Source organism: Pigmentiphaga litoralis, assembly GCF_014651835.1.
Classification (GTDB): domain Bacteria; phylum Pseudomonadota; class Gammaproteobacteria; order Burkholderiales; family Burkholderiaceae_B; genus Pigmentiphaga; species Pigmentiphaga litoralis.
Genome location: NZ_BMXQ01000002.1, coordinates 111418 through 131767, shown reverse-complemented (window position 1 = coordinate 131767; position 20350 = coordinate 111418). Strand labels below are relative to the sequence as shown.

The following is a 20350-nucleotide window of genomic DNA, read 5'->3' as shown; positions in this document are numbered from 1 at the left end:
CTGGCAACGGCCTGCCGGGATCAATGCGCCAAGCCAGGCGGGCATCGACTGCCCGCGGTCGCCTCCCGCGCAATACCGAACGGCGCTCAGTCCGCCGGGACTTCAACCGCCTTGCGCAGCGCCTGCCAGCGCGCCTCGACCTGTGCGCGCACACGCAGGTCATCACCCAGCTGCCGCACGTCGGCATACCGATAGCGCTGCGCCTGGTCCAGCCCGGTCAGCACTGGCAGCTTGGCCATCCCGGCACCTTCGCCCAGCAGCATCGGCGCCAGGTACAGCAGCAGCTCGTCGACGCAGCCGGTGCGCAGCAACGAGCCATTCAATTTTTCGCCGGCCTCGGCATGCACTTCGTTGATCTCGTGCCGACCCAGCCATTGCATCATGGCGTCAAGATCGACCTTGCCTGCCGCATCGGGCAGGCAGATCACCTCGATGCCGCGATCGGCCAGCACGGCGGCCTTGGCGGGGTCTTCGCGCGCCGTGAAAATCCACGTTGGCGCCCCATCGAGCAGCCTGGCGTTCAAGGGCACTTCGAAACGCGAATCGAGCAGGATCTTGCGCGGCTGGCGCGGCGTGCCAACGGCGCGCACGGTCATTTGCGGATCATCGGCCAGCACGGTGCCAATGCCTGTCAGCACGGCGCAACTGCGCGCGCGCCAATGATGGCCATCGGCTCGCGCATCGGGCCCGGTAATCCACTGCGAGACGCCATTGGGCAGTGCGCTGCGCCCATCCAGGGACGCGGCCATCTTCAGCCACATCCACGGCGTGCCGCGATGCATGCGCGCAATGAAGCCGATGTTCAGCGCCAGCGCATCGTCCAGCGCGACGCCTGCCGTGACAGCGATACCCGCCGCGCTCAAGCGGGCCAGACCCTGTCCGTTGACCTGCGGATTGGGATCGCCCATGGCAATGACGACCCGCGCCGGCGCCGCTGCGACCAGCGCGTCGACGCAGGGCGGCGTGCGGCCGTAATGGCTGCAGGGCTCCAGCGTCACATAGACGGTCGCGCCCGCCACCGATTCGCCACGCGCCTGCGCATCGCGCAAGGCCATGACCTCGGCATGCGGGCCGCCCACGGGTTGCGTGGCGCCCTCGCCGATCAGCCGGCCGCCCTGCACGATCACGCAGCCGACACGGGGATTGGGGGTGGTGGTGTACAGCACGCCCTCGGCCAACGACAGCGCGCGCCGCATCCACATCAGGTCATCGGCCTGGTCGGGCGTCACGGCGGTCGTCATTCCGCAGAAGAGCGTTTCACCGCAGGGGGTGGCGCCGTAGGAGGGGTTGACGTCGCCGCGCCGGCGCCGGGCTTGGGCACCGCAGGCGGCCCCTGCATCTCGCGGACCTCATCGGCGAATTCGTCAATATCTTCGAAATTCTTGTACACCGATGCAAATCGGATGTACGCAATCTTGTCGAGCTTCTTGAGCTCTTGCATCACCAGTTCACCGACGCGGTGCGAGGGCACTTCGCGCAGGCCACTGGTCATCAGGGCTTCTTCGATACGCGTGATCGCAAGTTCCACGGTATCGGCGCTCACCGCCCGTTTGCGCAGCGCCAGCATCAGGCTGCCACGCAACTTGGCGGGATCGTATTCGGTGCGGCTGCCATTGCGTTTCACGACCGCGGGCATCAGCAGTTCGGCCCGCTCGAAGGTCGTGAAACGGCGATCACAGCTCGTGCAACGCCGCCGGCGCCGGATGGCGTCGCCTTCTTCGAGCACCCGGGTGTCGACCACCTGGGTGTCGTCGTGACGACAGAAGGGGCACTTCATGTGTCAGTCCGGCGCGGGGCGATGGGAACGATCAGCCGTAGACCGGGAACTGCGCGGTCAGGGCATTGACGCGTTCGCGCACGGACGCGATCACGGCTTCATCGTTCGGATTGTCGAGCACGTCCGCGATCAGGTGCGCCGTCAATTCCGCCTCGGCTTCCTTGAAGCCGCGGGTGGTCATGGCGGGCGTACCCAGACGGATGCCGCTGGTCACGAAAGGCTTTTCCGGGTCGTTCGGGATCGCGTTCTTGTTGCACGTGATGTGCGCGCGGCCCAGTGCAGCCTCGGCTTCCTTGCCGTTGATGCCCTTGGAACGCAGGTCCACCAGCATGACGTGGCTTTCGGTGCGGCCCGACACGATGCGCAGACCACGTTCGACCAGGGTGTCGGCCAGCACGCGGGCGTTCTTCACGACCTGGGCGGCGTAGTCCTGGAACGACGGATCCAGCGCTTCCTGGAAGGCCACGGCCTTGGCGGCGATGACGTGCTCCAGCGGACCGCCCTGGATGCCCGGGAAGATGGCCGAGTTGATGATCTTTTCGTGCTGCGCCTTGCACAGGATCAGGCCGCCGCGCGGACCGCGCAGCGACTTGTGCGTCGTCGACGTGACGAAGTCGGCATGCGGCACGGGGTTCGGGTACACGCCGCCAGCCACCAGGCCAGCGTAGTGGGCGATGTCGACCATGAACAGCGCGCCGCACGACTTGGCGATCTCGGCAAAGCGGGCAAAGTCGATCTTGAGCGAGTAGGCGGAGGCACCGGCGACGATCAGCTTGGGCTTGTGTTCCTGCGCCAGGCGTTCGACCTGTTCGTAGTCGATTTCTTCTTCGGCGTTCAGGCCGTAGGAGATGAAGTTGTACAGCTTGCCCGAGGCATTCACCGGCGAGCCGTGCGTCAGGTGACCGCCTTCGGCCAGGCTCATGCCCAGCACGGTGTCACCTGGCTTCAGGACGGCCATGTACACGCCCTGGTTGGCCTGCGAGCCCGAGTTCGGCTGCACGTTGGCGGCTTCGGCGCCAAAGATCTTCTTGACGCGATCGATGGCCAGTTGCTCGACGATGTCGACGAACTCGCAACCGCCGTAGTAGCGCTTGCCCGGGTAGCCTTCGGCGTATTTGTTGGTCAGCTGGGTGCCCTGCGCCTGCATGACAGCGGGGCTGGCGTAGTTTTCGGACGCGATCAGCTCGATGTGCTGTTCCTGGCGTTCGTTTTCCTGCTCGATGGCGGCCCACAAGGCGGGGTCGATCTGGGCGATGGTGACTTTACGGTCGAACATGTAGGTTCCTTCCTGTGCAGAACGAGGGGACCGACCGGGACACAAGGGGAATCCGGCCAGCCGCGAATATGCGAATACCGTAACGAACAGGCGCGAGACGCAATTTCAAGAGAAACAGCGACCCGGCAAGACCGGAACGATCGTCGTAACTGCCTACGGCTGCCCAGGCGAACGGCGTGGCGCGGAGCGCACGCCAACCATGCCGTGCACTGCCTCGCCAGAACCCTGCGCTTCCTTGTGGTGATCCCACCTAGGGTGGCCTCGGTAATCGGGGACCCTAGAATTCGCCAGTCACGCAGGGAAAGGCAAAAAGATTATACCCCCCCGCGGCGCTTCGCGCCTCCCCCAGGGGCGAAGCGAGCGGACTGGCGGAGCCAGATCCGCCGAGTCCTTGATTTGGGGTGGGGTGGTGCGGGCGGGGGCAGTCAGCTCCCGCCGGATACCAGTCGATCGGTCATTCCGCTCCGTCATAAAACACCTTCCGTGCATTCGCATCGAAAGGAATGGGCTCCCCGAGCGCGTCGGCCCAGGCAGACGGCAACGCGTGCAGCGCCGGGTAATCGGCGACCTGTTCGAAGTTCGTGCAGGGCCAGTCCGATCCCCACAGCAGGCGGTCGGTGCCCAGCAGGCATGCCCACCGGCGCAGCAGGGCGGTGGGGTCCTGGCCTTGCAGGCGGTAGGCGGCGCTGCATTTCACGTACAGGGGGTGCCGGTCGGCCAGGGCCATGGCGGCGGTGAAGGTATCGCACGACGGGCCCCGGGCGGGATCGGGTTTGCCGAAGTGGTCGAGCACGAGCGGAATGCCGGTGGATGACAGGTCGGGCAGGCGATCAAGCGCTGCGGGCAAGCCGCCGACGTCGCCGTGCACTTCCAGATGCCAGCCCAGCGACGCAACATGCGCAAGCAGCGCGGGCCAGGCCGGGTGCGACCACGACGCGTCGTCCAGGCGGCCGGCCATGTTCCAGCGCACGCCGCGCACGCCTGCGGCATGCAAGGACGTGACGACGTCGGGGGGGGTGTCGGGCAGCAACTGCACCACGCCGCGCATGTGCGGCGCGCGGGCCAGCACCTCGAGCAAGGCACGATTGTCCGCGCCCAGGAAACTGGGTTGCACCAGCACGCCCGCACGGACGCCACAGGGCTCGGCCAGCGTCTCCCATTGCGCGAAGGTGGCGCCGTAGGCCGGGCGGTAGCGCGCACCCGGAACGGCGTCGGCGTCGGCCGGAAAGACGTGGAAATGGGTGTCGATGGAAGGCGACGACACCGAAGATTTGACAACTGCCATGACCGGCCCCTATGCTTTGTCCTCTAGATGACTAGAGCTATCAATGACCGAGTATAACGGTCCGACATCGAGACGTCATGCCCGCATCCCCTTCTTCGTCCTCTTCGGATAAGTACACGCAGTCGCAGCCCCTGTGGGCGCGCATCGCGCTGGCCCTGCGCGGCCGCGTGCTGGCGGGCGAATGGAAAGCCGGCGAAGCCATCCCGGCAGAAAGCGCGCTGAGCGAGTTTTACGGCGTGGCGCTGGGCACCATGCGTGGCGCGATCCAGTCGCTGGTCGAAGACGGTCTGCTGGAACGCATCCATGGCCGCGGCACCTTCGTGCGCGGCGGCCTGACGGGCGCGACCATGCTGCGCTTTTTCCGCTTCGGCTCGGCAGAAGGCGACGTGCCGGAATCCCGCATCAAAAGCGTCCGGGCCGTGAAAGCACCGACGCTGGCCGCACGCGAGTTGCTGCTGGCCGCCGACGAGCAGGCGATCTGCATCGAGCGCCAGCGCTGCTGGGACGGCAAGGTGCAGTTGCTGGAAACGCTGTGGGTGCCGCACGGCCCGTTCAAGGCGCTGCTCGATGTCGAAAAAAAGGATTTTTCTCCGTTGATGTATCCCATGTATGCCGAACGGCTGGGCATCACGGTGAACCGCGCAGTCGACGAGCTCAGTGTTGACCGTCTGTCGGCGGCGCAGGCCCGCACACTGGACTTGCCGGTGGGCCACCCTGCCTTGCGGGTCGAACGCGTGGCCTTCGACCTGGCAGGCCGGCGCATCGAGTTTCGCGTCACGATCGGCAATGCCGACCACTTCCGCTACCGGGCCGAGATCCGATAAGGCACGTGCTGCGGACCCTGGCCCACCCTTCACCGCATCACCCTGCTAACGACCGCAACGCGGTCCATTCATCCGACTACCGCGGGCCGCAGAGCCCGCACCAGGAGATACCATGTTTTCCCGTCTGACCTCCCTTCCCCGCCTGACCGCACTCGGCGCCCTGGCCGTGTCGTTCGCGGCCGCCGCACCGGCCGTGGCGCAGCAGGCCGTCTGGCCTGCCCGCATGCCGATCCGCCTGGTCGTGACCTACGCCCCCGGCGGCGGTGCGGACACCATGGCGCGCCTGATCGCGCCCAAGGTCGGCCAGATCCTGGGCCAGACCGTAGTCGTGGAAAACCGTCCAGGTGGCAGCGGCCAGATCGCCGCCGCCAACGTGGCCCGCAGCGCGCCTGACGGCTACACCTTCATGGTCGACGCCGCGTCGTTCTCGACCAACCCGTCGCTGTTCAAGAAGTTGCCGTACGACACCGCGCGCGATTTCACGCCGGTCTCGGTACTGGCCCGCTTCCCGAACATGCTGGTCGTCACGCCCAACCTGCCGCAGAAGAACGTGCAGGAACTGATCCAGGCGATCCGCACCAAGCCCGAATCGCTCGCCTATGCGTCGTCGGGCAACGGGTCGGCGCAGCACCTGGCCGGCGCGCTGTTCGCGCAGCGCCTCAAGCTTGAACTGCTGCACGTTCCGTACAAGGGCGGTGGCCCGGCCATGACCGACGTGATGGCCGGCCAGGTGCCGATCTTTTTTGCCAATACCGCATCGGGGCTGCAGCACGTAAAGTCGGGCAAGCTGCGCGCGCTGGCCGTGACCGGCGCCACCCGTGTCGGCGCGCTGCCGCAAGTGCCGACCCTGATCGAATCCGGCGTGCCGGACTACGAGGTGTATGAATGGAACCCGGTGCTGGCCCCGGCCGGCACGCCTGCCGACATCGTCGCCAAGATGTCGGACGCCATCGCGCAGACGCTGCGTTCGCCCGAAGTCACCAAGCAGATCGAAGAGCTGGGCGGCCGGGTGGATGCCATGTCGCCGGCCCAGGCCAAGACGTTCATCGGCGCGGAAATGCAGCGGTGGGATGGCGTGATCAAGGCGGCAAACATCCAGCTGGACTGATACGGTCGCGCGTTGCGAACAGACGAAAAAAACGGATGGCGCGGAACCCCGCCCATCCGTTTTTTTTGTCCCGCCCGCAGCAATCAGGCGGTGTGGATTTCCACCGGCGCATTTGCCAGGTGCGATACGTCGCCCCAGCCCAGCACCCGCCAGTGTTCGCCGTCGATCTCCAGCCGGTTGATGCTGGCATTGGGCACCGACCGGCGCCGCTCGGCCTCGACCGGGATACCCATCGCGTAGCGATAGGCCATGTCGATCACGCCGCTGTGCGTGAACACCAGCACCCGCTGGCCGGGGTGCTGCGCGGCAATCCGGGTCAGCGTGCTGACCACCCGCTGCTGGAACTGCCGCAGCGATTCGCCGCCCATCATGTCGTAATCCGGACGACGGTGATGCACCGCGTCGGCCGCCTCGGGAAAGCGTTCGGCCAGTTCCGGAAAGCTCAGCCCTTCGAACACGCCGTACTTGCGTTCGCGCAATCCGGGCTCGACGGTCAATGGCAGGCCGAGCTGGGCGGTGCCCGGCCGGGCCGTGTCGTGCGCGCGGTCCAGGTCACTGGTATAGCTGGCATGCGCCTGCGGCGGCACCTCGCGAAAGTGCGCAGCCAGCTGCTCCGCCTGGCGAAAGCCTTCTTCAGCCAGGGCGATGTTCAGCATGCCTTGCACACGATGCGCGCGATTCCATTCGGTCACGCCGTGGCGTATGAGCCAGAGTTCAGTCATCAGCTGCGATCTGCTTCGGCGCCAAGGCCGGGTTCAGGGTGTAGGTGCCGGTGATGGCAGCCTGGTCGATCACGTGCTTCTCGATCGCCCGGCGGACATCGGCCCCCGTAAAATTGCCTTCGACCGGCAATACCGGAATGTCCAGTGCGTACAGCGTGAACACGTAGTGATGCACCAGCGCGTCATTCCACGGTGGGCAAGGACCGTCGTAACCGTAGTAGTCGCCGTCCATGTCGTGATCGGCCGAAAACCAGATCGTGTAGTCGTTGATGCCCTGGCGCGCGCCGAACGGCGTTGCCGGGCTCTTGCCGCGTGGCGTCACGCCACTGCTGAAGGCGGCTTCGTCGATGTCGCGCAGGTCCGCCGGCAGGTCCACCAGGACCCAGTGGAAGAAATCGACGCGGGGCAGGTCGGCCGGCACTTCGACGCCCGACTGGTTGACCGTGTCGCCCACGCTTGGAACGTCATAGTCATGGCAAAGCAGCACGAAGGACTGCGTGCCCATCGGCACATCGCTCCACCCGAGCTGCGGGTTCAGGTTGTCGGAGAGCGTCACCTGAGTCTTGGGATCGATCTTCCCGAACGCATAGCGCGGGGGAATCGGCTGTCCGTCCGCGAATGAGTTGCTCCAGATCTTCATCGCGCTGCTCCTTATGAGGTGAGGTCGAGATTGGCGTGCCAGGTCCTATTATTCACCATGCACCGCAGCAAATCGCGCGGCGCAGCAGCGCTTTTACACCCTGGAACGCGAGCCACGCTCGTGAGCGCGCCGAACTTGAAGAACCACGTGTTCCGGCTACAGGAAAGCCCTGGGACGTCTTCGACGATAGCACGCACCTGGGTGTACTCCCTGTCTCGGCAGCGCGACACTTTGCGCGTCCAACGCACGGCAACCTGTCAGATCTGACAGGTGCTTGCAGGTCGTGCTGCTCTGCGGCGTGACCTAGCCGCAGTGCCCGGATTGACGATCAGGCCAGCGTCACGCGCGCGAACTTGCGCTTCCCGACCTGCAGGACATAGGTGCCGGCGTCCAGCTTCAGGCCCTTGTCCTCGACCTTGTTGCCATCCACCCGCACACCGCCCTGCTCCACATTGCGCTGCGCGTCGGACGACGACGTGCACAGGCTGGCCTCGCGCAGCACCTGCAGGATGCCCATCGGCGCGCCCGTCAGAGCGACTTCCGGCAGGTTGTCCGGGATCTCCTTGTTCTTGGTGCGCGCAACGAAGTCGGTCCAGGCCTGCTCGGCCGCCGCCTGGCTGTGGAAGCGCGCCACGATTTCCTGCGCCAGCAGCACTTTCACGTCGCGCGGATTGCGGCCGTTTTCGGTTTCCTGCCTGAGCGCGGCGATCTCTTCGAGCGACTTGAACGACAGCAGGGTGAAGTATTTCCACATCATCACGTCGGAAATCGACATGAGCTTGCCGAACATGGACTCCGGCGTTTCCGAAATGCCGATGTAGTTGTTCTTGGACTTGGACATCTTTTCGACGCCGTCGGTCCCTTCGAGCAGCGGCATCGTCAGCACGCACTGCGGCTCTTGCCCGTATTCCTTCTGCAGTTCCCGGCCGACCAGCAGATTGAACTTCTGGTCGGTGCCGCCCAGTTCCAGATCGGACTTCAGGGCGACCGAGTCGTAGCCCTGCATGAGCGGGTACAGGAATTCGTGCACCGAAATCGGCACGCCGCCCTTGTAGCGCTTGGTGAAGTCTTCACGCTCGAGCATGCGAGCCACGGTGTAGCGCGACGCGAGCTGGATCATGCCGCGCGCGCCCAGGGGGTCGCACCATTCCGAGTTGTAGCGGACTTCGGTCTTGGCGGGGTCCAGCACCAGGCTGGCCTGCTGATAGTAGGTTTCCGCATTGACGGCGATCTGCTCGCGCGTAAGGGGCGGCCGGGTGGCGTTGCGGCCGCTGGGGTCACCGATCATGGACGTGAAGTCGCCGATCAGGAAGATCACGGTGTGACCGAGTTCCTGCAGCTGGCGCATCTTGTTCAGCACCACCGTGTGACCCAGGTGGATATCGGGCGCGGTGGGGTCCAGGCCCAGCTTGATCCGCAGGGGCACGCCGGTTGCGCGGCTGCGGGCCAGCTTGCGGGCGAACTCGGATTCCACCAGCAGTTCGTCACAGCCCCGCTTCACGATCACCAGGTCGCGTTCGACCTCGGGGGTGATCGGATAGGCCGCCGCAGCGGCGGTGGAAGGGGTCGGAGAAACCGGTAAGGTGGAGTCAGTCATTTCAGCCGTCTGGGGGAAGAGATGTAAATGGTAAGGAGGGCGTGTTGGCACGCCAGCGTGAGTTATATATACTCGGCGCGTTCCGGTTGAAACATCGTTGTTACATATACGGGTTCAATTGGTGCGCGCGCAGTCCTGATTGCGTCGGTGCCCTGGGCGTTCGACGCGAAGATGCGTGTGCTGCAGCCGGAACCCGCCGCGTTTCGAACCCGCACTTCGAAGCAAATTCTAGCCCAACCGTCTCTTGGGGCCAGGACGCATGAATCCTAAGTTTTCAGGCGTTGCTCACGCAATGCTCAGCCGTATCGCGCACGCCGTGCGCACCGCCATCACCCGCATCACCTCTCCCGGCACTACCGCACAACCTACCGTCGCTCCGATCAAGAAGCGCATTCTGATCGGCGTGGGCGCTGTCGGCGTCTTTGCTACCGCAGCCGCCATCGGCGTTGCTCCGCTGTCGCCCGACGAAGCCCTGCCGCCCACCACCCGTGTCACGCAGGCCCTGCTGCTGCCCGACCTGGCCGATCAGGTGCTGCGCGACGAAGCCGCCGCGCCGGCCGATTTCATCCGCGAAGAACGGATCCAGCGGGGCGACTCGATGGCGTCGCTGCTGAACCGCCTGGGCGTGGACGACCCGGAAGTCGAGAAATTCCTGCGGACGTCGCCCGACGCCAAAGGTTTCTATCAACTGGTGCCAGGCCGCACCATCCAGGCGTCGACCGACGTGCTGGGCCAGGTCCGCTGGCTGCGATACCTCCACACCCCGGGTGCCGATGCCGACGGCAAGGTCGTCTCGAAGATGCTGCAAGTGGAGCGCACGGCCGCCGGCCTGAACGCCCGCGAGGTCCAGTTCGACACCGAACGCCATGTGCGCATGGCGCATGGCGAGATCCTGAGCTCGCTGTTCGGCGCGACCGATGCTGCCGACATTCCCGACTCGGTCGCCACCCAGATCGCCGAAATTCTGTCGGGCGGCATCGATTTTCACCGCGACCTGCGCCGCGGCGACCACTTCAATGTGGCCTACGAAACCTATACCCACCAGGGCAACTATGTACGCGCCGGCAAGGTGCTGGCGCTGGAATTCGTCAACAAGGGCGAATCCCACGAAGCCATCTGGTTCGATCAGCAGCCCGGCGCAGCCGGCGGCTACTATACGTTTGCCGGCAAGAGCCTGCGCAAGGCCTTCCTGCGCTCGCCCATGGAATTCACGCGCGTGACCTCCGGGTTCTCGCGCCGCTTCCATCCGATCCTGAAGACCTGGCGCGAGCACAAGGGCGTGGACTACGGCGCACCGACCGGCACGCCGATCCGCAGCACCGCCGACGGCGTGGTCGATTTCATCGGCACGCAGAACGGCTATGGCAACGTGGTCGTGCTGCGCCACAGCGGCCAGTATTCCACCCTGTACGGTCACATGAGCGCCTTTGCGCCCGGCCTGAAGAAGGGCCAGCGCGTGCAGCAGGGCGATTTCATCGGCAAGGTCGGTTCGACCGGCTGGGCCACCGGACCGCATCTGCACTATGAGTTCAAGATCGCCGGCAACGCGGTCGATCCGCTGACCGTGGCCCTGCCCGGCGCGCCCGACCTGAGCGCCAAGAGCCTGGCGCTGTTTCGCAGCTACACCGAGCCGCTGCACCACCAGATCGAACTGCTGGCCAAGCTGAACGGCCCGGCCGGCCCCGGCCTGCCTGTCGCGGCCAAGTGAGCACGGACTCGACCTCGGATCTCTACATCGGTCTGATGTCGGGGACCAGCCTGGATGGCGTCGATGGCGTCCTGGCCCGTTGCCCGCCTGACGGCCCGCCCGTCGTGCTCGCGCATGCCGACCAGCCCTTTCCGGCCGGACTGCGCGACACCCTGCTTGCGCTGAACGCCCCTGGCCCCGATGAACTCGATCGGGCCGCCCAGGCGGCCGTGGCGCTGGCAGATGTGTATGCCGATGTGGTCAATGCCGCGCTGAAGGCTGCAGGCCTGGGGGCGTCAGCCGTGCGTGCCGTGGGTGCCCACGGCCAGACGGTGCGGCACCGTCCCGAACTGGGCTACACCCTGCAGCTCAATGCCCCGGCGCGGCTGGCCGAGGCCACCGGCATTCCGGTCGTGGCGGATTTTCGCAGTCGCGATGTGGCGGCGGGCGGCCAGGGCGCGCCTTTGGTACCCGCCTTCCATGCGGCCTGCTTCGGCACCGACACGCCCCGCGTCATCCTGAACCTGGGCGGCATCGCCAACGTCACGCTACTCCAGCCGGACAGCCCGGTGACCGGTTTTGACACTGGCCCGGCCAACCTGCTGCTGGATCTCTGGTGCGCGCGGCACGCCGGGCAGCCCTACGACGCCCAGGGCGCGTTTGCGGCGTCCGGCAAGGTGTCTGACACCCTGCTGGCGCATCTCGTCGCCAGCGAGCCCTGGCTGGCCCTGCCACCGCCCAAGTCCACCGGGCGCGATTTGTTTCATGCCGACTGGCTCGACAAACGTCTGGCAGCCTGGCAGGTGGCGCAAGGCGCCGTTGATCCGCTGCTTCCGGCCGACGTCCAGGCGACCTTGCAGCGGCTGACCGCGCAGACCGTCGCCGACGCCCTTCAGGGCCGCGTCGCCAGCACGACCGAAGTGTGGGTGTGTGGCGGCGGCGCGCGCAACGACGGCCTCATGGCCGATCTGGCCCATTGCCTGGGCCGGCCCGTGCAGTCCACCGATGCCCTGGGCATCCCGCCACAGCAGGTGGAAGCGCTTGCTTTCGCGTGGCTGGCGGCCCGCCACGTGCAGGGGCAGACCGCAAACCTGCCCGCCGTCACAGGCGCGCGGGGTGAAAGGATCCTGGGGGCCTACTACCCGGCCTGATCCTGCGTCACGGCCCCGGCCGGGACGCGGTACGGCGGGTGGGTCGAGCCGTCGCAATACTCGATCAGCAGATCGATCAACGCGCGTATTTTTCGAGCCGGGTGCTGGCCGGGCGGCCTGACCACATAGGCGCCCGCCGGCGGCGGCGGATACGCGGCCAGGACAGGCACAAGCGCGCCCGACGCCAGTTGCTCGTACGTCAGGCAATCGGGCAGGTACGCGATCCCCAGCCCCGCCACCGCGGCCGCGACCAGCGCAACGCCGCTATCCGATTTGAAACGCCCTTGCGGACGCACCGCGATGATCTTGTCGCCGTCGGTCAGCTGCCACACTTCCGCGCCTTTCGTGAGCACCTGGTGCGCAAGCAGCTCGTCTGGCGTCTGCGGACTGCCGTGCACCTTCACATACTCCGGGCTGGCCACCAGCTGCCCATAGACCGGGCCGACACGTCGCGCAATCAGGTTGGAGTCGGCAAGATAGCCGACCCGGATCGCGCAATCGTAGCCCTCCGCAATGAGGTCGACGAAGCGGTCGCTGTAGCAGGTCTGCATGTCGAGTTGGGGATGGCGCCGCGCCATCTCCGCCAGGGCCGGCGCGAAATGATTCGGGCCGAACGACATGGGCGCAGAGATGCGCAGGCGCCCTCGCAAGGGGCCGGTGGGCAGGATCGCTTCCTTGCCGGTGTCGATGTCGGCGCACACCCTGGCTGCGTAGTCCCGAAAGGTCGTGCCGGCTTCGGTCAGCGCCGCGCCCCGGGTAGTGCGCACCAGCAACTGCACGCCCAGCTCCGCTTCCAGACGCACCAGGCGGCGGCTGACGATCGACTTCGACACGCCGAGTCGCAGCGCCCCGGGCGAAATGCCGCCCGCATCCGCCACTTCCACGAATGTCCTGAGTTCTTCGATGTCCATGCTGGCGTTCCTGTTTGCGCGACACAGCTCGCCCCCGGATGGTACTACTGCAGCGGGAACAGGAACATCACAATGCAGCGTCCGCCCATCGCCACCAGTGATGGCTGGCGGACAACCTCCTATACCGACTCGCAACAGAGGATGCAGACAATGACCCTACGCAACGGACTTGATTCGCTGCTTCGCCCGGAAGATTCGGTGCTGGTTCTGATCGACCACCAGCCCTTCCAGCTCACCAACCTGAACAGCCATGACCCGCAGATGGCGGTCAACAATGCGACCGCCCTGGCCAAATCCGCCAAGGTCTTCAACGTGCCGACCATTCTGACCAGCGTGATCGCCGATCGTGGGGGCTATATCTTCCCGCAGATCACCGACGTGTTTCCGGGCCAAGAAATTATCGACCGGACCCTCATCAACACCTGGGAAGACCGGAAAGTCGTTGAAGCCGTCAAGGCGACGGGACGCAAGCAGTTGGTGATCGCGGGCCTGTGGACGGAAGTCTGCGTGGCCATGCCGGTGATCCAGGCGCTGGGCGAAGGTTGGGACGTGACCGTCGTGACTGACGCGTCGGGCGGGATTTCGGTTGAATCCCACGAAGTGGCCATCCAGCGCATGATCGGCGCGGGCGCCAACATGATGACGTGGCTGGCCGTGGCCGCAGAATGGCAGCGTGACTGGGCACGCCTGGACACGGCAGGCCCCCTGACGGACGTGCTGAAGCAGCATGCCGCCGGTAGCGGCATCGCCTATCTGTGGGAGCAGCAGTTGCTCAATACGCCGGTGCCCGCCGCCGCGTAATCCCGCAGCGCACCGGGGCGGCGCGGTCTGGCGGCGCCGTCTGGTGGCACATCCTGACGGCAGTCTGGACGCCGACTGTCACGGCGCGGTCTGGCGGCGCCCGCTCCTGCGGCGGCGTCCAGACCGGGTGCGCCCCTCAGCCGCGCTTGCTTTCCAGCGCTTCCCAGCGTTCCAGCTTCTGCAGCATGTCCGCTTCGATCTCGGCCAGGCGTTTTTCGAAAGCGGCGGCGTCGGCCGGCTTGTCGCGGTAGATCATGCCGTCGGCCAGCTTGGCGGTCAGGTCGGTCTGTTCGCTTTCCAGTCTGGCGATGGCGTCGGGCAGACTGTCCAGTTCCTTGGCTTCCCACGAGCTGAGCCGCGATTTTTCGGCGGCCTTGGCAGCCGGTGCGGCCGGGGCAGCCGCGGCAGGCTTGGCGGCGGCGGGCTCCGCAACCGGTTTCGCGGCGGCGGCTGGCTTTGCAGCGGCTGCCGCTGGCTTGGCTGCAGCGGGCGCTGCCACGGCCGGCACGGCCACGGCGGCTTTTGCTTCATACGCCGCTTCAGCCGCCGACGAACGCTGGTTCAGCCAGTCTTCGTAGCCGCCCACGTAGTCGCGCCAGCGCGCGTCGCCTTCGTACGCAATGGTCTGGGTAACAACGTTGTCCAGGAACGCGCGATCATGGCTGACCAGGAAGACGGTGCCGCTGTAGTCCTGCAGCAGGTCTTCCAGCAATTCCAGCGTTTCAATGTCCAGATCGTTGGTCGGCTCGTCCAGCACCAGCACGTTGGCCGGGCGGGCAAACAAGCGTGCAAGCAGCAGGCGGGCGCGTTCGCCGCCCGACAGGCTCTTGACCGGCGAACGGGCACGTTCCGGGGCAAACAGGAAGTCGCCCAGGTAGCTCATCACGTGCTTGCGCTGGCCGTTGATCTCGACCCATTCACTACCCGGGCTGATGACGTCGACCAAGGCATCGTCTTCGTTCAGCGCACTGCGCATCTGATCGAAATACGCCACCGCGACGTTGGCGCCCAGCTTGACCGTGCCACTGTCGGCGGGCAGCTGGCCCAGGATCAGCTTGAGCAGGGTCGTCTTGCCGGCGCCATTGGGGCCGATCAGGCCGATGCGGTCGCCGCGCATGACCGTCGTGGAGAACTCGCGGATGATCGCGCGATCGCCAAACGACTTCGACACGTTTTCCAGATCGGCCACGAGCTTGCCCGACCGTGCGCCTTCCGCCACTTCGATCGCCACCTTGCCGACCTGATCGCGGCGCACCATGCGCTGCTGCCGCATTTCGTCCAGCCGTTTGATCCGGCTCACGCTGCGGGTCCGGCGCGCTTCCACGCCCTTGCGGATCCACACTTCTTCCTGGGCCAGCATCTTGTCGAAGCGGGCGTTTTCCAGGCGTTCGTTTTCCAGCATGTCGGCCTTGCGGGCCTGGTATTCCTTATAGGAACCCGGAAAGCTGACCAGCTTGCCGCGATCCAGTTCGACGATCCGCGTCGCCACGGCATCCAGGAAGTGACGATCGTGGGTCACGAAGATCACGCTGCCGGCAAAGCCGCGCAGCAGCTCTTCCAGCCACGCAATCGCATGGAAGTCCAGGTGGTTGGTCGGCTCGTCCAGCAGCAGCAGATCCGGATCGCCCAGCAGCGCGCGCGCCAGGGCTACCCGCTTGCGCGTGCCGCCCGACAGGCCCGAGATCAGCGCGTCGGCCGGCAGGTTGAGCTTGACCAGGGTCGCCTCGATCCGCGCCTGCACGGTCCAGCCGTCCTGCGCTTCCAGCTTGCCCTGCAGCACCATCAACTCGTCCATCAGCGCGTCAAAGTCCACGTCTTCGCCCGGTTCGGCCAGGTCGTGCGTCACCCGGTGATAGGCGCGCAGCAGGTCGCGGCTTTCGGCCAGGCCTTCGCTCACGGCATCGAACACGGTGTCGTCATCGTTCAGCAGGGGTTCCTGCTCGACGGTCGTGACTTTGAGCTTGCCCTGGCGCACCAGCAGCCCGTCGTCGGGCACGGAACGGCCATCGAGCAGACGCAGCAGCGAGGATTTGCCGGTGCCGTTGCGGCCGATCAGGCCCACCCGTTCGCCCATCTCGATCGAGAAGTTCGCTTGGTGCAGCAGGGGAACGTGGCCAAATGCCAGTTCGATGTCGGTCAGAGCAAGGAGAGCCATAAGGGGGCGGCGCGGCGAACCGGCCAGAGTGAGGTCACAGACAAAGACAAAAAGCGCCCCGCTTGCGCAAGGGCGCTCCAGGCACCGGCCGGGGCCGGTGGCGAAGGGAAACTACTGATTCAGACCGAGAAGGACGAACCGCAACCGCAGCTGCTGGACGCGTTCGGATTCTTGATCACGAACTGCGCGCCTTCGAGGCCTTCCTTGTAGTCGATCTCGGCACCGACCAGATACTGAAAGCTCATGGCGTCGATCAACAGCTGCACGCCATTCTTTTCGAAGGCCGTGTCGTCGTCGTTCACGTCTTCATCGAACGTGAAGCCGTACTGGAAACCGGAACAGCCGCCGCCCTGCACGAACACGCGCAGCTTGAGGTCGGCATTGCCCTCTTCCTCGATCAATTCCTTGACCTTGGCGGCAGCCGAATCGGTAAAGATCAGCTGCATGGGAGGGGCGTCGATGTTGACTTGTTCTACTGCTGCATTCATGGACTGCTCCTTGTGCACGCCCGCTGCGACGGCCCCTTGGGGAAGCCTGCGAACGAAGGTGCTGAATCGATCTTGCGATACTGGTGACGCGGCCAGGGTAGCGGGCCGCAATCGGTTCTATTCTGCGATAAGGGTATTGCACCGCGATCGTCGGCTAAATTCAACCCCGGCGTCGTCAGGGGTTCTTGACTGACCACAGCCCTGGAAGACCTGGACGATCGCGCCGGACGTATGTCGCGTGCGCCGTCAGGCACATTACCCAAGATGCGGGCTGTTGGCTGGAGTTCAAGCGCGCGGCTGAACACCGAACCGGTAATAGTACCGTTAACGGCCCCGGTTGGGGCCGGCACCTTGCCGATAACTGTGGCAAGTTGGCACAGAAGCCGGGGAACGGCGCTTCTGTGCGAACGCAGGTTGCACTGGCCGACAACGACCAGAAACGGTTCACGGCACCAGGTTGACCGTGCTTTGCGAACGGACGGCGCCGCCTTCGAGCACCCGCACCGTCACGGTACGCGGCACGAAATTGGCCGGCAGGGCCAAAGCCCCTTCGGCCCGCTGGTACTGGCGAAAGCTCAGCGCCAGGGGGTTGCCGCCGGGTGGGGTGGCCGCTGCGGGCGATTCCGACGCGGACGCTGCCGGCAACGGCGCACCCAGCACGGGCGCCGACGGCCGCACGCCACCGGGCATCGCAACACCCGGCGCGGCGGGTTCCACCAGGGGTTGCAGGTCCACCGTGGCGGTCGCGCCGCCGCGGGTGCCCACCGCCGAGAACTGCAGCGTCCCCTTGAACTCGCCCGACGGCCTGCCACTACGCATCAGCAAGACCCGATAGCGCAGCGCCGTGCCCTGCTTTTCCAGTTCGGCAGAACGGATGCTGACCTGCCCCATGCGCGGGTCGGCCGGAATCAGCTGCTCGAAAAAGGCCAGGTCATTGCGCAGGTCGCCGACTTCCTTCTGCGACGCGCGCAGCTCGGCCTCGAGCTTGTCCTTGGCGGCGCGTTCCATTTCGATGCGGCCGTCGGCTGCGTTCAGTCGGCCCTGCAAAGCCTGCAATTCCGCAGCCAGGCGTTCCCGTTCGGCAAGCAAGACCGCCGCGTCGGACGCGCTGACCTGCGGCGCCAGCCCTGCCACCTTTCGCACCCATTCATACAGTCCGCTGCCCAGTGCGGCGCCAAGCGCCAGGATCAGCAGCAAAGCACCCGCGCGAACGGGCCAGGGCGTGCGGGTCGGTTCAGCGCGCGGGGCAGACGCAGCCGCCAGCCGTCGCCTGCGCTGGACTGCCGCAGGAAACAGTGGCCGACGCTTCATCAGGGGAGGACCGCGACGTGGCCCAGGCCTGCGTTTTCGGGCAGGCCGAACATCAGGTTCATGTTCTGCACGGCCTGGCCCGACGCTCCCTTCACCAGGTTGTCCTGCACGACCAGGATCACGAGCTGATCACCGCCGTTGGGGCGGAAGACCGAGATCCGGACCATGTTGGACGCGCGCACCGATCGCGTTTCGGGCGTGCTGCCGGCGGGCATCACGTCCACGAAAGGTTCGTTGGCATACCGCTGCTCGAACAGGGCCTGGAAGTCGACATCGCGCGCTTCCGGCTGGATGCGCGCGTACAGCGTCGAATGCATGCCGCGGATCATGGGCGTCAGGTGCGGCACGAAGGTCAGGCCGACCGGGCCGCCATGCAGCTTTTCCAGCTGCTCGACGATCTCGGGGTGATGGCGGTGACCGCCCACGCCGTAGGCCTTGAAGTTGTCGGACGCTTCCGAGAACAGGATGTGCACCTCGGCCTTGCGGCCGGCGCCGGTCACGCCCGATGCGCAATCGGCAATCAGCGTCTGCACATCGACCAGCGGCTTCGTGTCCTTGCCACGGCCTTCGAGCAAGGGCGCCAGCCCAAGCACCACCGTGGTCGGGTAGCAACCCGGGTTGCCCACGACACGAGCATGGCGGATGCGGTCACGGTTCACTTCAACCAGGCCATACACCGACTCTTCAAGGATGTCGGGGCAGGTGTGCGGCATCTTGTACCACTTCTCGAATACCGCGGTGTCCTGCAGGCGGAAGTCGGCGGCCAGGTCGATGATCTTGACGCCCGCGTCGAGCAGCGCCTGGGCTTGCGCCATGGCCACGCCGTGCGGGGTCGCAAAGAACACCACGTCGCACTCTTCCAGCTTGGCATTGTCGGGTGACGAGAACTTCAGGTCGACCACGCCGCGCAGATTCGAATACATGTCGGCCACCGGCAGGCCGTCTTCCTTGCGGGAGGTGATGGCGCGCAGTTCGGCATGCGGGTGCTGGGACAACAGGCGGAGCAATTCGACACCGGTATAGCCCGTGCCACCCACGATACCTACTTTGATCTTGGCGGTACCCGCCTCGTCGCGATTTGCCATCTTCCTCTCCAGATTTTGTACAGCCAGAAACGGCAGGGAGCCCTCTGAAACCAGGCGCCAGCATGCCATCGCAATATGAACACAAAACAAAAAAGGCCGCATCGCTGCGGCCTTCTTTTGCCCACCCCCTGGTGAACCCACCAGAGGGACTGCCGGGCAAGCAGGGATCAGCGCTTGCTGAACTGCTTCCTGCGTCGTGCTTTACGGAAGCCGACTTTCTTACGTTCAACTTCACGCGCATCACGCGTGACGAAGCCAGCTTGCGACAGCTGCGACTTCAGCGTTGCGTCGTAGTCGATCAGAGCGCGGGTGATGCCGTGACGCACCGCACCGGCCTGGCCGCTTTCGCCGCCACCGCCAACGTTGACGTGAAAATCGAACGACTCGACGTGACCGGTCAGCACCAGCGGCTGGCGAACGATCATGCGGCCCGTTTCACGAGCAAAATATTCGTCGACAGGTTTGCCGTTGACGACAATCTTGCCCGAACCTTTCTTGAGGAACACGCGTGCAACCGAAGACTTCCGGCGGCCGGTTCCATAATTCCAGTTACCGATCATTCACGGCTCCTCAGAGTTCCAGCAGCTTGGGCTGCTGGGCGGTGTGCGGATGCTCGGATCCAGCGTACACCTTCATCTTCTTGATCATGGCGTAGCCCAGGGGACCCTTGGGCAACATGCCCTTGACGGCCTTCTGGATCGCACGACCAGGAAAACGCTCTTGCATCTTCTGGAAGGTGGTTTCAGTAATACCGCCCGGGTAACCCGAGTGACGGTAGTACCGCTTGTCTTGTGCTTTGTTGCCGGTAACGACAATGTCGGCGGCGTTGATGATGACGATGTAATCGCCGGTATCAACGTGAGGCGTGAATTCTGGTTTGTGTTTACCGCGCAAACGGCGTGCGACTTCGCTGGCCACACGACCTAGGACTTTGCCCTTGGCGTCAATCACGTACCAGTCACGCGTCACTTCTTGCGGCTTCGCAACGAAGGTCTTTTGCATGAGAGTGTTCTCTGTGACGTTGGTTTTTTGCCGGCAAGTCCCCTTCGGACTTGCCTGGCTGCCAGAAAGGAGCTTGCCTTTCTGGCCCCTGCCCCGCCATCACCTCAGCATTGTCTAACTGCGAGTGTAAATAGGGGCAAGCCTTTGATCATAGCGGGTTTCGGGCCCGAAAGTCAAAACAAGATTGCCGAAATGGTGTAGGCAAAAAAAAGCCCGGAGCCGTGAGGCTTCGGGCTTAATCCACCAAATGAGGAGGTGGAGGAGACACGTTAGAGATCGCTTTGCGGGGCTATCCGTCGAATGCCGAGGGGCCCGAGGCCGTGTCTGCATCCAAAGCGACATCTGTTGAATGAATTATAGGAAGCTTTTTTGTGCGGTGCAAGACCTATTTGAACGATTTACCACAATGCGGTGTGGCATTTCACAAACAGGATTGCCATATAAAACAAGTACTTAAAAACCTAAAGCAAAGTGCCTTTGCACAAAATCCAGGCAAATCAACGACTTAGTGGCAGTGGCCGACCGGGCTT

Annotated in this window: 19 protein-coding genes and 1 riboswitch; of the genes, 5 read left to right on the top strand and 14 right to left on the bottom strand. The window is 65.1% G+C overall.

Annotated elements, in window-relative coordinates; translation table 11 throughout:
* Window positions 1-86: 86 nt before the first annotated feature.
* The 4 genes from ribD to IE116_RS19105 all read right to left on the bottom strand — a co-directional run bounded on the left by ribD (window position 87) and on the right by IE116_RS19105 (window position 4338).
* The gene (gene ribD, locus IE116_RS19120) at window positions 87-1241 is read right to left on the bottom strand and encodes a bifunctional diaminohydroxyphosphoribosylaminopyrimidine deaminase/5-amino-6-(5-phosphoribosylamino)uracil reductase RibD (protein WP_229828548.1); all 1155 of its coding nucleotides are present in this window, start codon (window positions 1239-1241) and stop codon (window positions 87-89) included.
* Entirely contained in the window at window positions 1238-1777 is a 540-nt protein-coding gene (gene nrdR, locus IE116_RS19115; protein WP_189614866.1) for a transcriptional regulator NrdR, read from the bottom strand. The genes ribD and nrdR overlap by 4 nt, the downstream gene beginning before the upstream one ends.
* 31 nt (window positions 1778-1808) lie before the next feature.
* Entirely contained in the window at window positions 1809-3053 is a 1245-nt protein-coding gene (gene glyA, locus IE116_RS19110) for a serine hydroxymethyltransferase (protein ID WP_189614865.1), read from the bottom strand.
* Window positions 3054-3207: 154 nt separating this feature from the next.
* Window positions 3208-3358, bottom strand: a riboswitch (ZMP/ZTP riboswitch).
* Window positions 3359-3507: 149 nt separating this feature from the next.
* A complete protein-coding gene (locus tag IE116_RS19105; protein WP_189614864.1) occupies window positions 3508-4338 on the bottom strand; it encodes an amidohydrolase family protein in 831 nt (276 codons plus the stop codon).
* A gap of 77 nt (window positions 4339-4415) precedes the next feature.
* Between IE116_RS19105 and IE116_RS19100 the strand changes: the two genes are divergently transcribed.
* The gene (locus IE116_RS19100; protein WP_189614863.1) at window positions 4416-5162 is read left to right on the top strand and encodes a GntR family transcriptional regulator; all 747 of its coding nucleotides are present in this window, start codon (window positions 4416-4418) and stop codon (window positions 5160-5162) included.
* Between the two features lie 112 nt (window positions 5163-5274).
* On the top strand, window positions 5275-6270 hold the full coding sequence (locus IE116_RS19095) for a tripartite tricarboxylate transporter substrate binding protein (protein WP_189614862.1): 996 nt from the start codon (window positions 5275-5277) through the stop codon (window positions 6268-6270).
* An 83-nt stretch (window positions 6271-6353) separates the two neighbouring features.
* Here IE116_RS19095 and IE116_RS19090 read toward each other — a convergent pair whose 3' ends face one another.
* The 3 genes from IE116_RS19090 to tyrS all read right to left on the bottom strand — a co-directional run bounded on the left by IE116_RS19090 (window position 6354) and on the right by tyrS (window position 9229).
* Window positions 6354-6992, bottom strand: a complete 639-nt coding sequence (locus tag IE116_RS19090; RefSeq protein WP_189614861.1) for a histidine phosphatase family protein — start codon at window positions 6990-6992, stop codon at window positions 6354-6356.
* The gene (locus IE116_RS19085; protein ID WP_189614860.1) at window positions 6985-7632 is read right to left on the bottom strand and encodes a YbhB/YbcL family Raf kinase inhibitor-like protein; all 648 of its coding nucleotides are present in this window, start codon (window positions 7630-7632) and stop codon (window positions 6985-6987) included. Before IE116_RS19085 ends, IE116_RS19090 begins: the two co-directional genes overlap by 8 nt.
* A gap of 328 nt (window positions 7633-7960) precedes the next feature.
* Window positions 7961-9229, bottom strand: coding sequence for a tyrosine--tRNA ligase (gene tyrS, locus IE116_RS19080; protein WP_189614859.1), 1269 nt, complete (start codon window positions 9227-9229; stop codon window positions 7961-7963).
* A 292-nt stretch (window positions 9230-9521) separates the two neighbouring features.
* Here tyrS and IE116_RS19075 point away from each other — a divergent pair, with 292 nt between their 5' ends.
* Window positions 9522-10937 (top strand): M23 family metallopeptidase, encoded by a 1416-nt coding sequence (locus IE116_RS19075; protein ID WP_189614858.1) that lies wholly within the window; start codon window positions 9522-9524, stop codon window positions 10935-10937.
* A gap of 35 nt (window positions 10938-10972) precedes the next feature.
* Window positions 10973-12067 carry an anhydro-N-acetylmuramic acid kinase gene (locus tag IE116_RS19070; protein ID WP_229828766.1) on the top strand — a complete coding sequence of 365 codons (1095 nt, stop codon included), beginning with the start codon at window positions 10973-10975 and terminating at the stop codon, window positions 12065-12067.
* Here IE116_RS19070 and IE116_RS19065 read toward each other — a convergent pair.
* Window positions 12055-12978 carry a LysR family transcriptional regulator gene (locus IE116_RS19065; protein WP_189614856.1) on the bottom strand — a complete coding sequence of 308 codons (924 nt, stop codon included), beginning with the start codon at window positions 12976-12978 and terminating at the stop codon, window positions 12055-12057. The genes IE116_RS19070 and IE116_RS19065 overlap by 13 nt on opposite strands.
* 150 nt (window positions 12979-13128) lie before the next feature.
* On the opposite strand from IE116_RS19065, the gene IE116_RS19060 reads away from it, so the two are divergent.
* Window positions 13129-13779 carry a hydrolase gene (locus tag IE116_RS19060; RefSeq protein ID WP_189614855.1) on the top strand — a complete coding sequence of 217 codons (651 nt, stop codon included), beginning with the start codon at window positions 13129-13131 and terminating at the stop codon, window positions 13777-13779.
* A gap of 136 nt (window positions 13780-13915) precedes the next feature.
* Here IE116_RS19060 and IE116_RS19055 read toward each other — a convergent pair whose 3' ends face one another.
* From IE116_RS19055 to rplM, 6 genes are all read right to left on the bottom strand, one after another.
* Window positions 13916-15934 carry an ATP-binding cassette domain-containing protein gene (locus tag IE116_RS19055; RefSeq protein WP_189614854.1) on the bottom strand — a complete coding sequence of 673 codons (2019 nt, stop codon included), beginning with the start codon at window positions 15932-15934 and terminating at the stop codon, window positions 13916-13918.
* A gap of 119 nt (window positions 15935-16053) precedes the next feature.
* Window positions 16054-16422 carry an iron-sulfur cluster insertion protein ErpA gene (gene erpA, locus IE116_RS19050; protein WP_189614853.1) on the bottom strand — a complete coding sequence of 123 codons (369 nt, stop codon included), beginning with the start codon at window positions 16420-16422 and terminating at the stop codon, window positions 16054-16056.
* 444 nt (window positions 16423-16866) lie between these two features.
* Entirely contained in the window at window positions 16867-17733 is an 867-nt protein-coding gene (locus tag IE116_RS19045; protein ID WP_189614852.1) for a DUF6776 family protein, read from the bottom strand.
* On the bottom strand, window positions 17733-18818 hold the full coding sequence (argC, locus tag IE116_RS19040; protein ID WP_189614851.1) for an N-acetyl-gamma-glutamyl-phosphate reductase: 1086 nt from the start codon (window positions 18816-18818) through the stop codon (window positions 17733-17735). Before argC ends, IE116_RS19045 begins: the two co-directional genes overlap by 1 nt.
* Before the next feature lie 167 nt (window positions 18819-18985).
* Window positions 18986-19378, bottom strand: a complete 393-nt coding sequence (rpsI, locus tag IE116_RS19035) for a 30S ribosomal protein S9 (RefSeq protein WP_179588910.1) — start codon at window positions 19376-19378, stop codon at window positions 18986-18988.
* A gap of 10 nt (window positions 19379-19388) precedes the next feature.
* The gene (gene rplM / locus IE116_RS19030) at window positions 19389-19820 is read right to left on the bottom strand and encodes a 50S ribosomal protein L13 (RefSeq protein ID WP_179588909.1); all 432 of its coding nucleotides are present in this window, start codon (window positions 19818-19820) and stop codon (window positions 19389-19391) included.
* Window positions 19821-20350: the final 530 nt, after the last annotated feature.

What these genes read in the sequence shown, in the direction of transcription:
- IE116_RS19075 (WP_189614858.1), top strand. Translation starts at nt 9,522, where the DNA reads ATGCTCAGCCGTATCGCGCACGCCGTGCGCACCGCCATCACCCGCATC.
- erpA (WP_189614853.1), bottom strand. Translation starts at nt 16,422, where the DNA reads ATGAATGCAGCAGTAGAACAAGTCAACATCGACGCCCCTCCCATGCAG.
- IE116_RS19060 (WP_189614855.1), top strand. Translation starts at nt 13,129, where the DNA reads ATGACCCTACGCAACGGACTTGATTCGCTGCTTCGCCCGGAAGATTCG.
- rplM (WP_179588909.1), bottom strand. Translation starts at nt 19,820, where the DNA reads ATGCAAAAGACCTTCGTTGCGAAGCCGCAAGAAGTGACGCGTGACTGG.
- tyrS (WP_189614859.1), bottom strand. Translation starts at nt 9,229, where the DNA reads ATGACTGACTCCACCTTACCGGTTTCTCCGACCCCTTCCACCGCCGCT.
- IE116_RS19055 (WP_189614854.1), bottom strand. Translation starts at nt 15,934, where the DNA reads ATGGCTCTCCTTGCTCTGACCGACATCGAACTGGCATTTGGCCACGTT.
- IE116_RS19095 (WP_189614862.1), top strand. Translation starts at nt 5,275, where the DNA reads ATGTTTTCCCGTCTGACCTCCCTTCCCCGCCTGACCGCACTCGGCGCC.
- IE116_RS19100 (WP_189614863.1), top strand. Translation starts at nt 4,416, where the DNA reads ATGCCCGCATCCCCTTCTTCGTCCTCTTCGGATAAGTACACGCAGTCG.
- IE116_RS19070 (WP_229828766.1), top strand. Translation starts at nt 10,973, where the DNA reads ATGTCGGGGACCAGCCTGGATGGCGTCGATGGCGTCCTGGCCCGTTGC.
- IE116_RS19045 (WP_189614852.1), bottom strand. Translation starts at nt 17,733, where the DNA reads ATGAAGCGTCGGCCACTGTTTCCTGCGGCAGTCCAGCGCAGGCGACGG.
- nrdR (WP_189614866.1), bottom strand. Translation starts at nt 1,777, where the DNA reads ATGAAGTGCCCCTTCTGTCGTCACGACGACACCCAGGTGGTCGACACC.
- IE116_RS19090 (WP_189614861.1), bottom strand. Translation starts at nt 6,992, where the DNA reads ATGACTGAACTCTGGCTCATACGCCACGGCGTGACCGAATGGAATCGC.
- glyA (WP_189614865.1), bottom strand. Translation starts at nt 3,053, where the DNA reads ATGTTCGACCGTAAAGTCACCATCGCCCAGATCGACCCCGCCTTGTGG.
- rpsI (WP_179588910.1), bottom strand. Translation starts at nt 19,378, where the DNA reads ATGATCGGTAACTGGAATTATGGAACCGGCCGCCGGAAGTCTTCGGTT.
- argC (WP_189614851.1), bottom strand. Translation starts at nt 18,818, where the DNA reads ATGGCAAATCGCGACGAGGCGGGTACCGCCAAGATCAAAGTAGGTATC.
- IE116_RS19105 (WP_189614864.1), bottom strand. Translation starts at nt 4,338, where the DNA reads ATGGCAGTTGTCAAATCTTCGGTGTCGTCGCCTTCCATCGACACCCAT.
- IE116_RS19065 (WP_189614856.1), bottom strand. Translation starts at nt 12,978, where the DNA reads ATGGACATCGAAGAACTCAGGACATTCGTGGAAGTGGCGGATGCGGGC.
- ribD (WP_229828548.1), bottom strand. Translation starts at nt 1,241, where the DNA reads ATGACGACCGCCGTGACGCCCGACCAGGCCGATGACCTGATGTGGATG.
- IE116_RS19085 (WP_189614860.1), bottom strand. Translation starts at nt 7,632, where the DNA reads ATGAAGATCTGGAGCAACTCATTCGCGGACGGACAGCCGATTCCCCCG.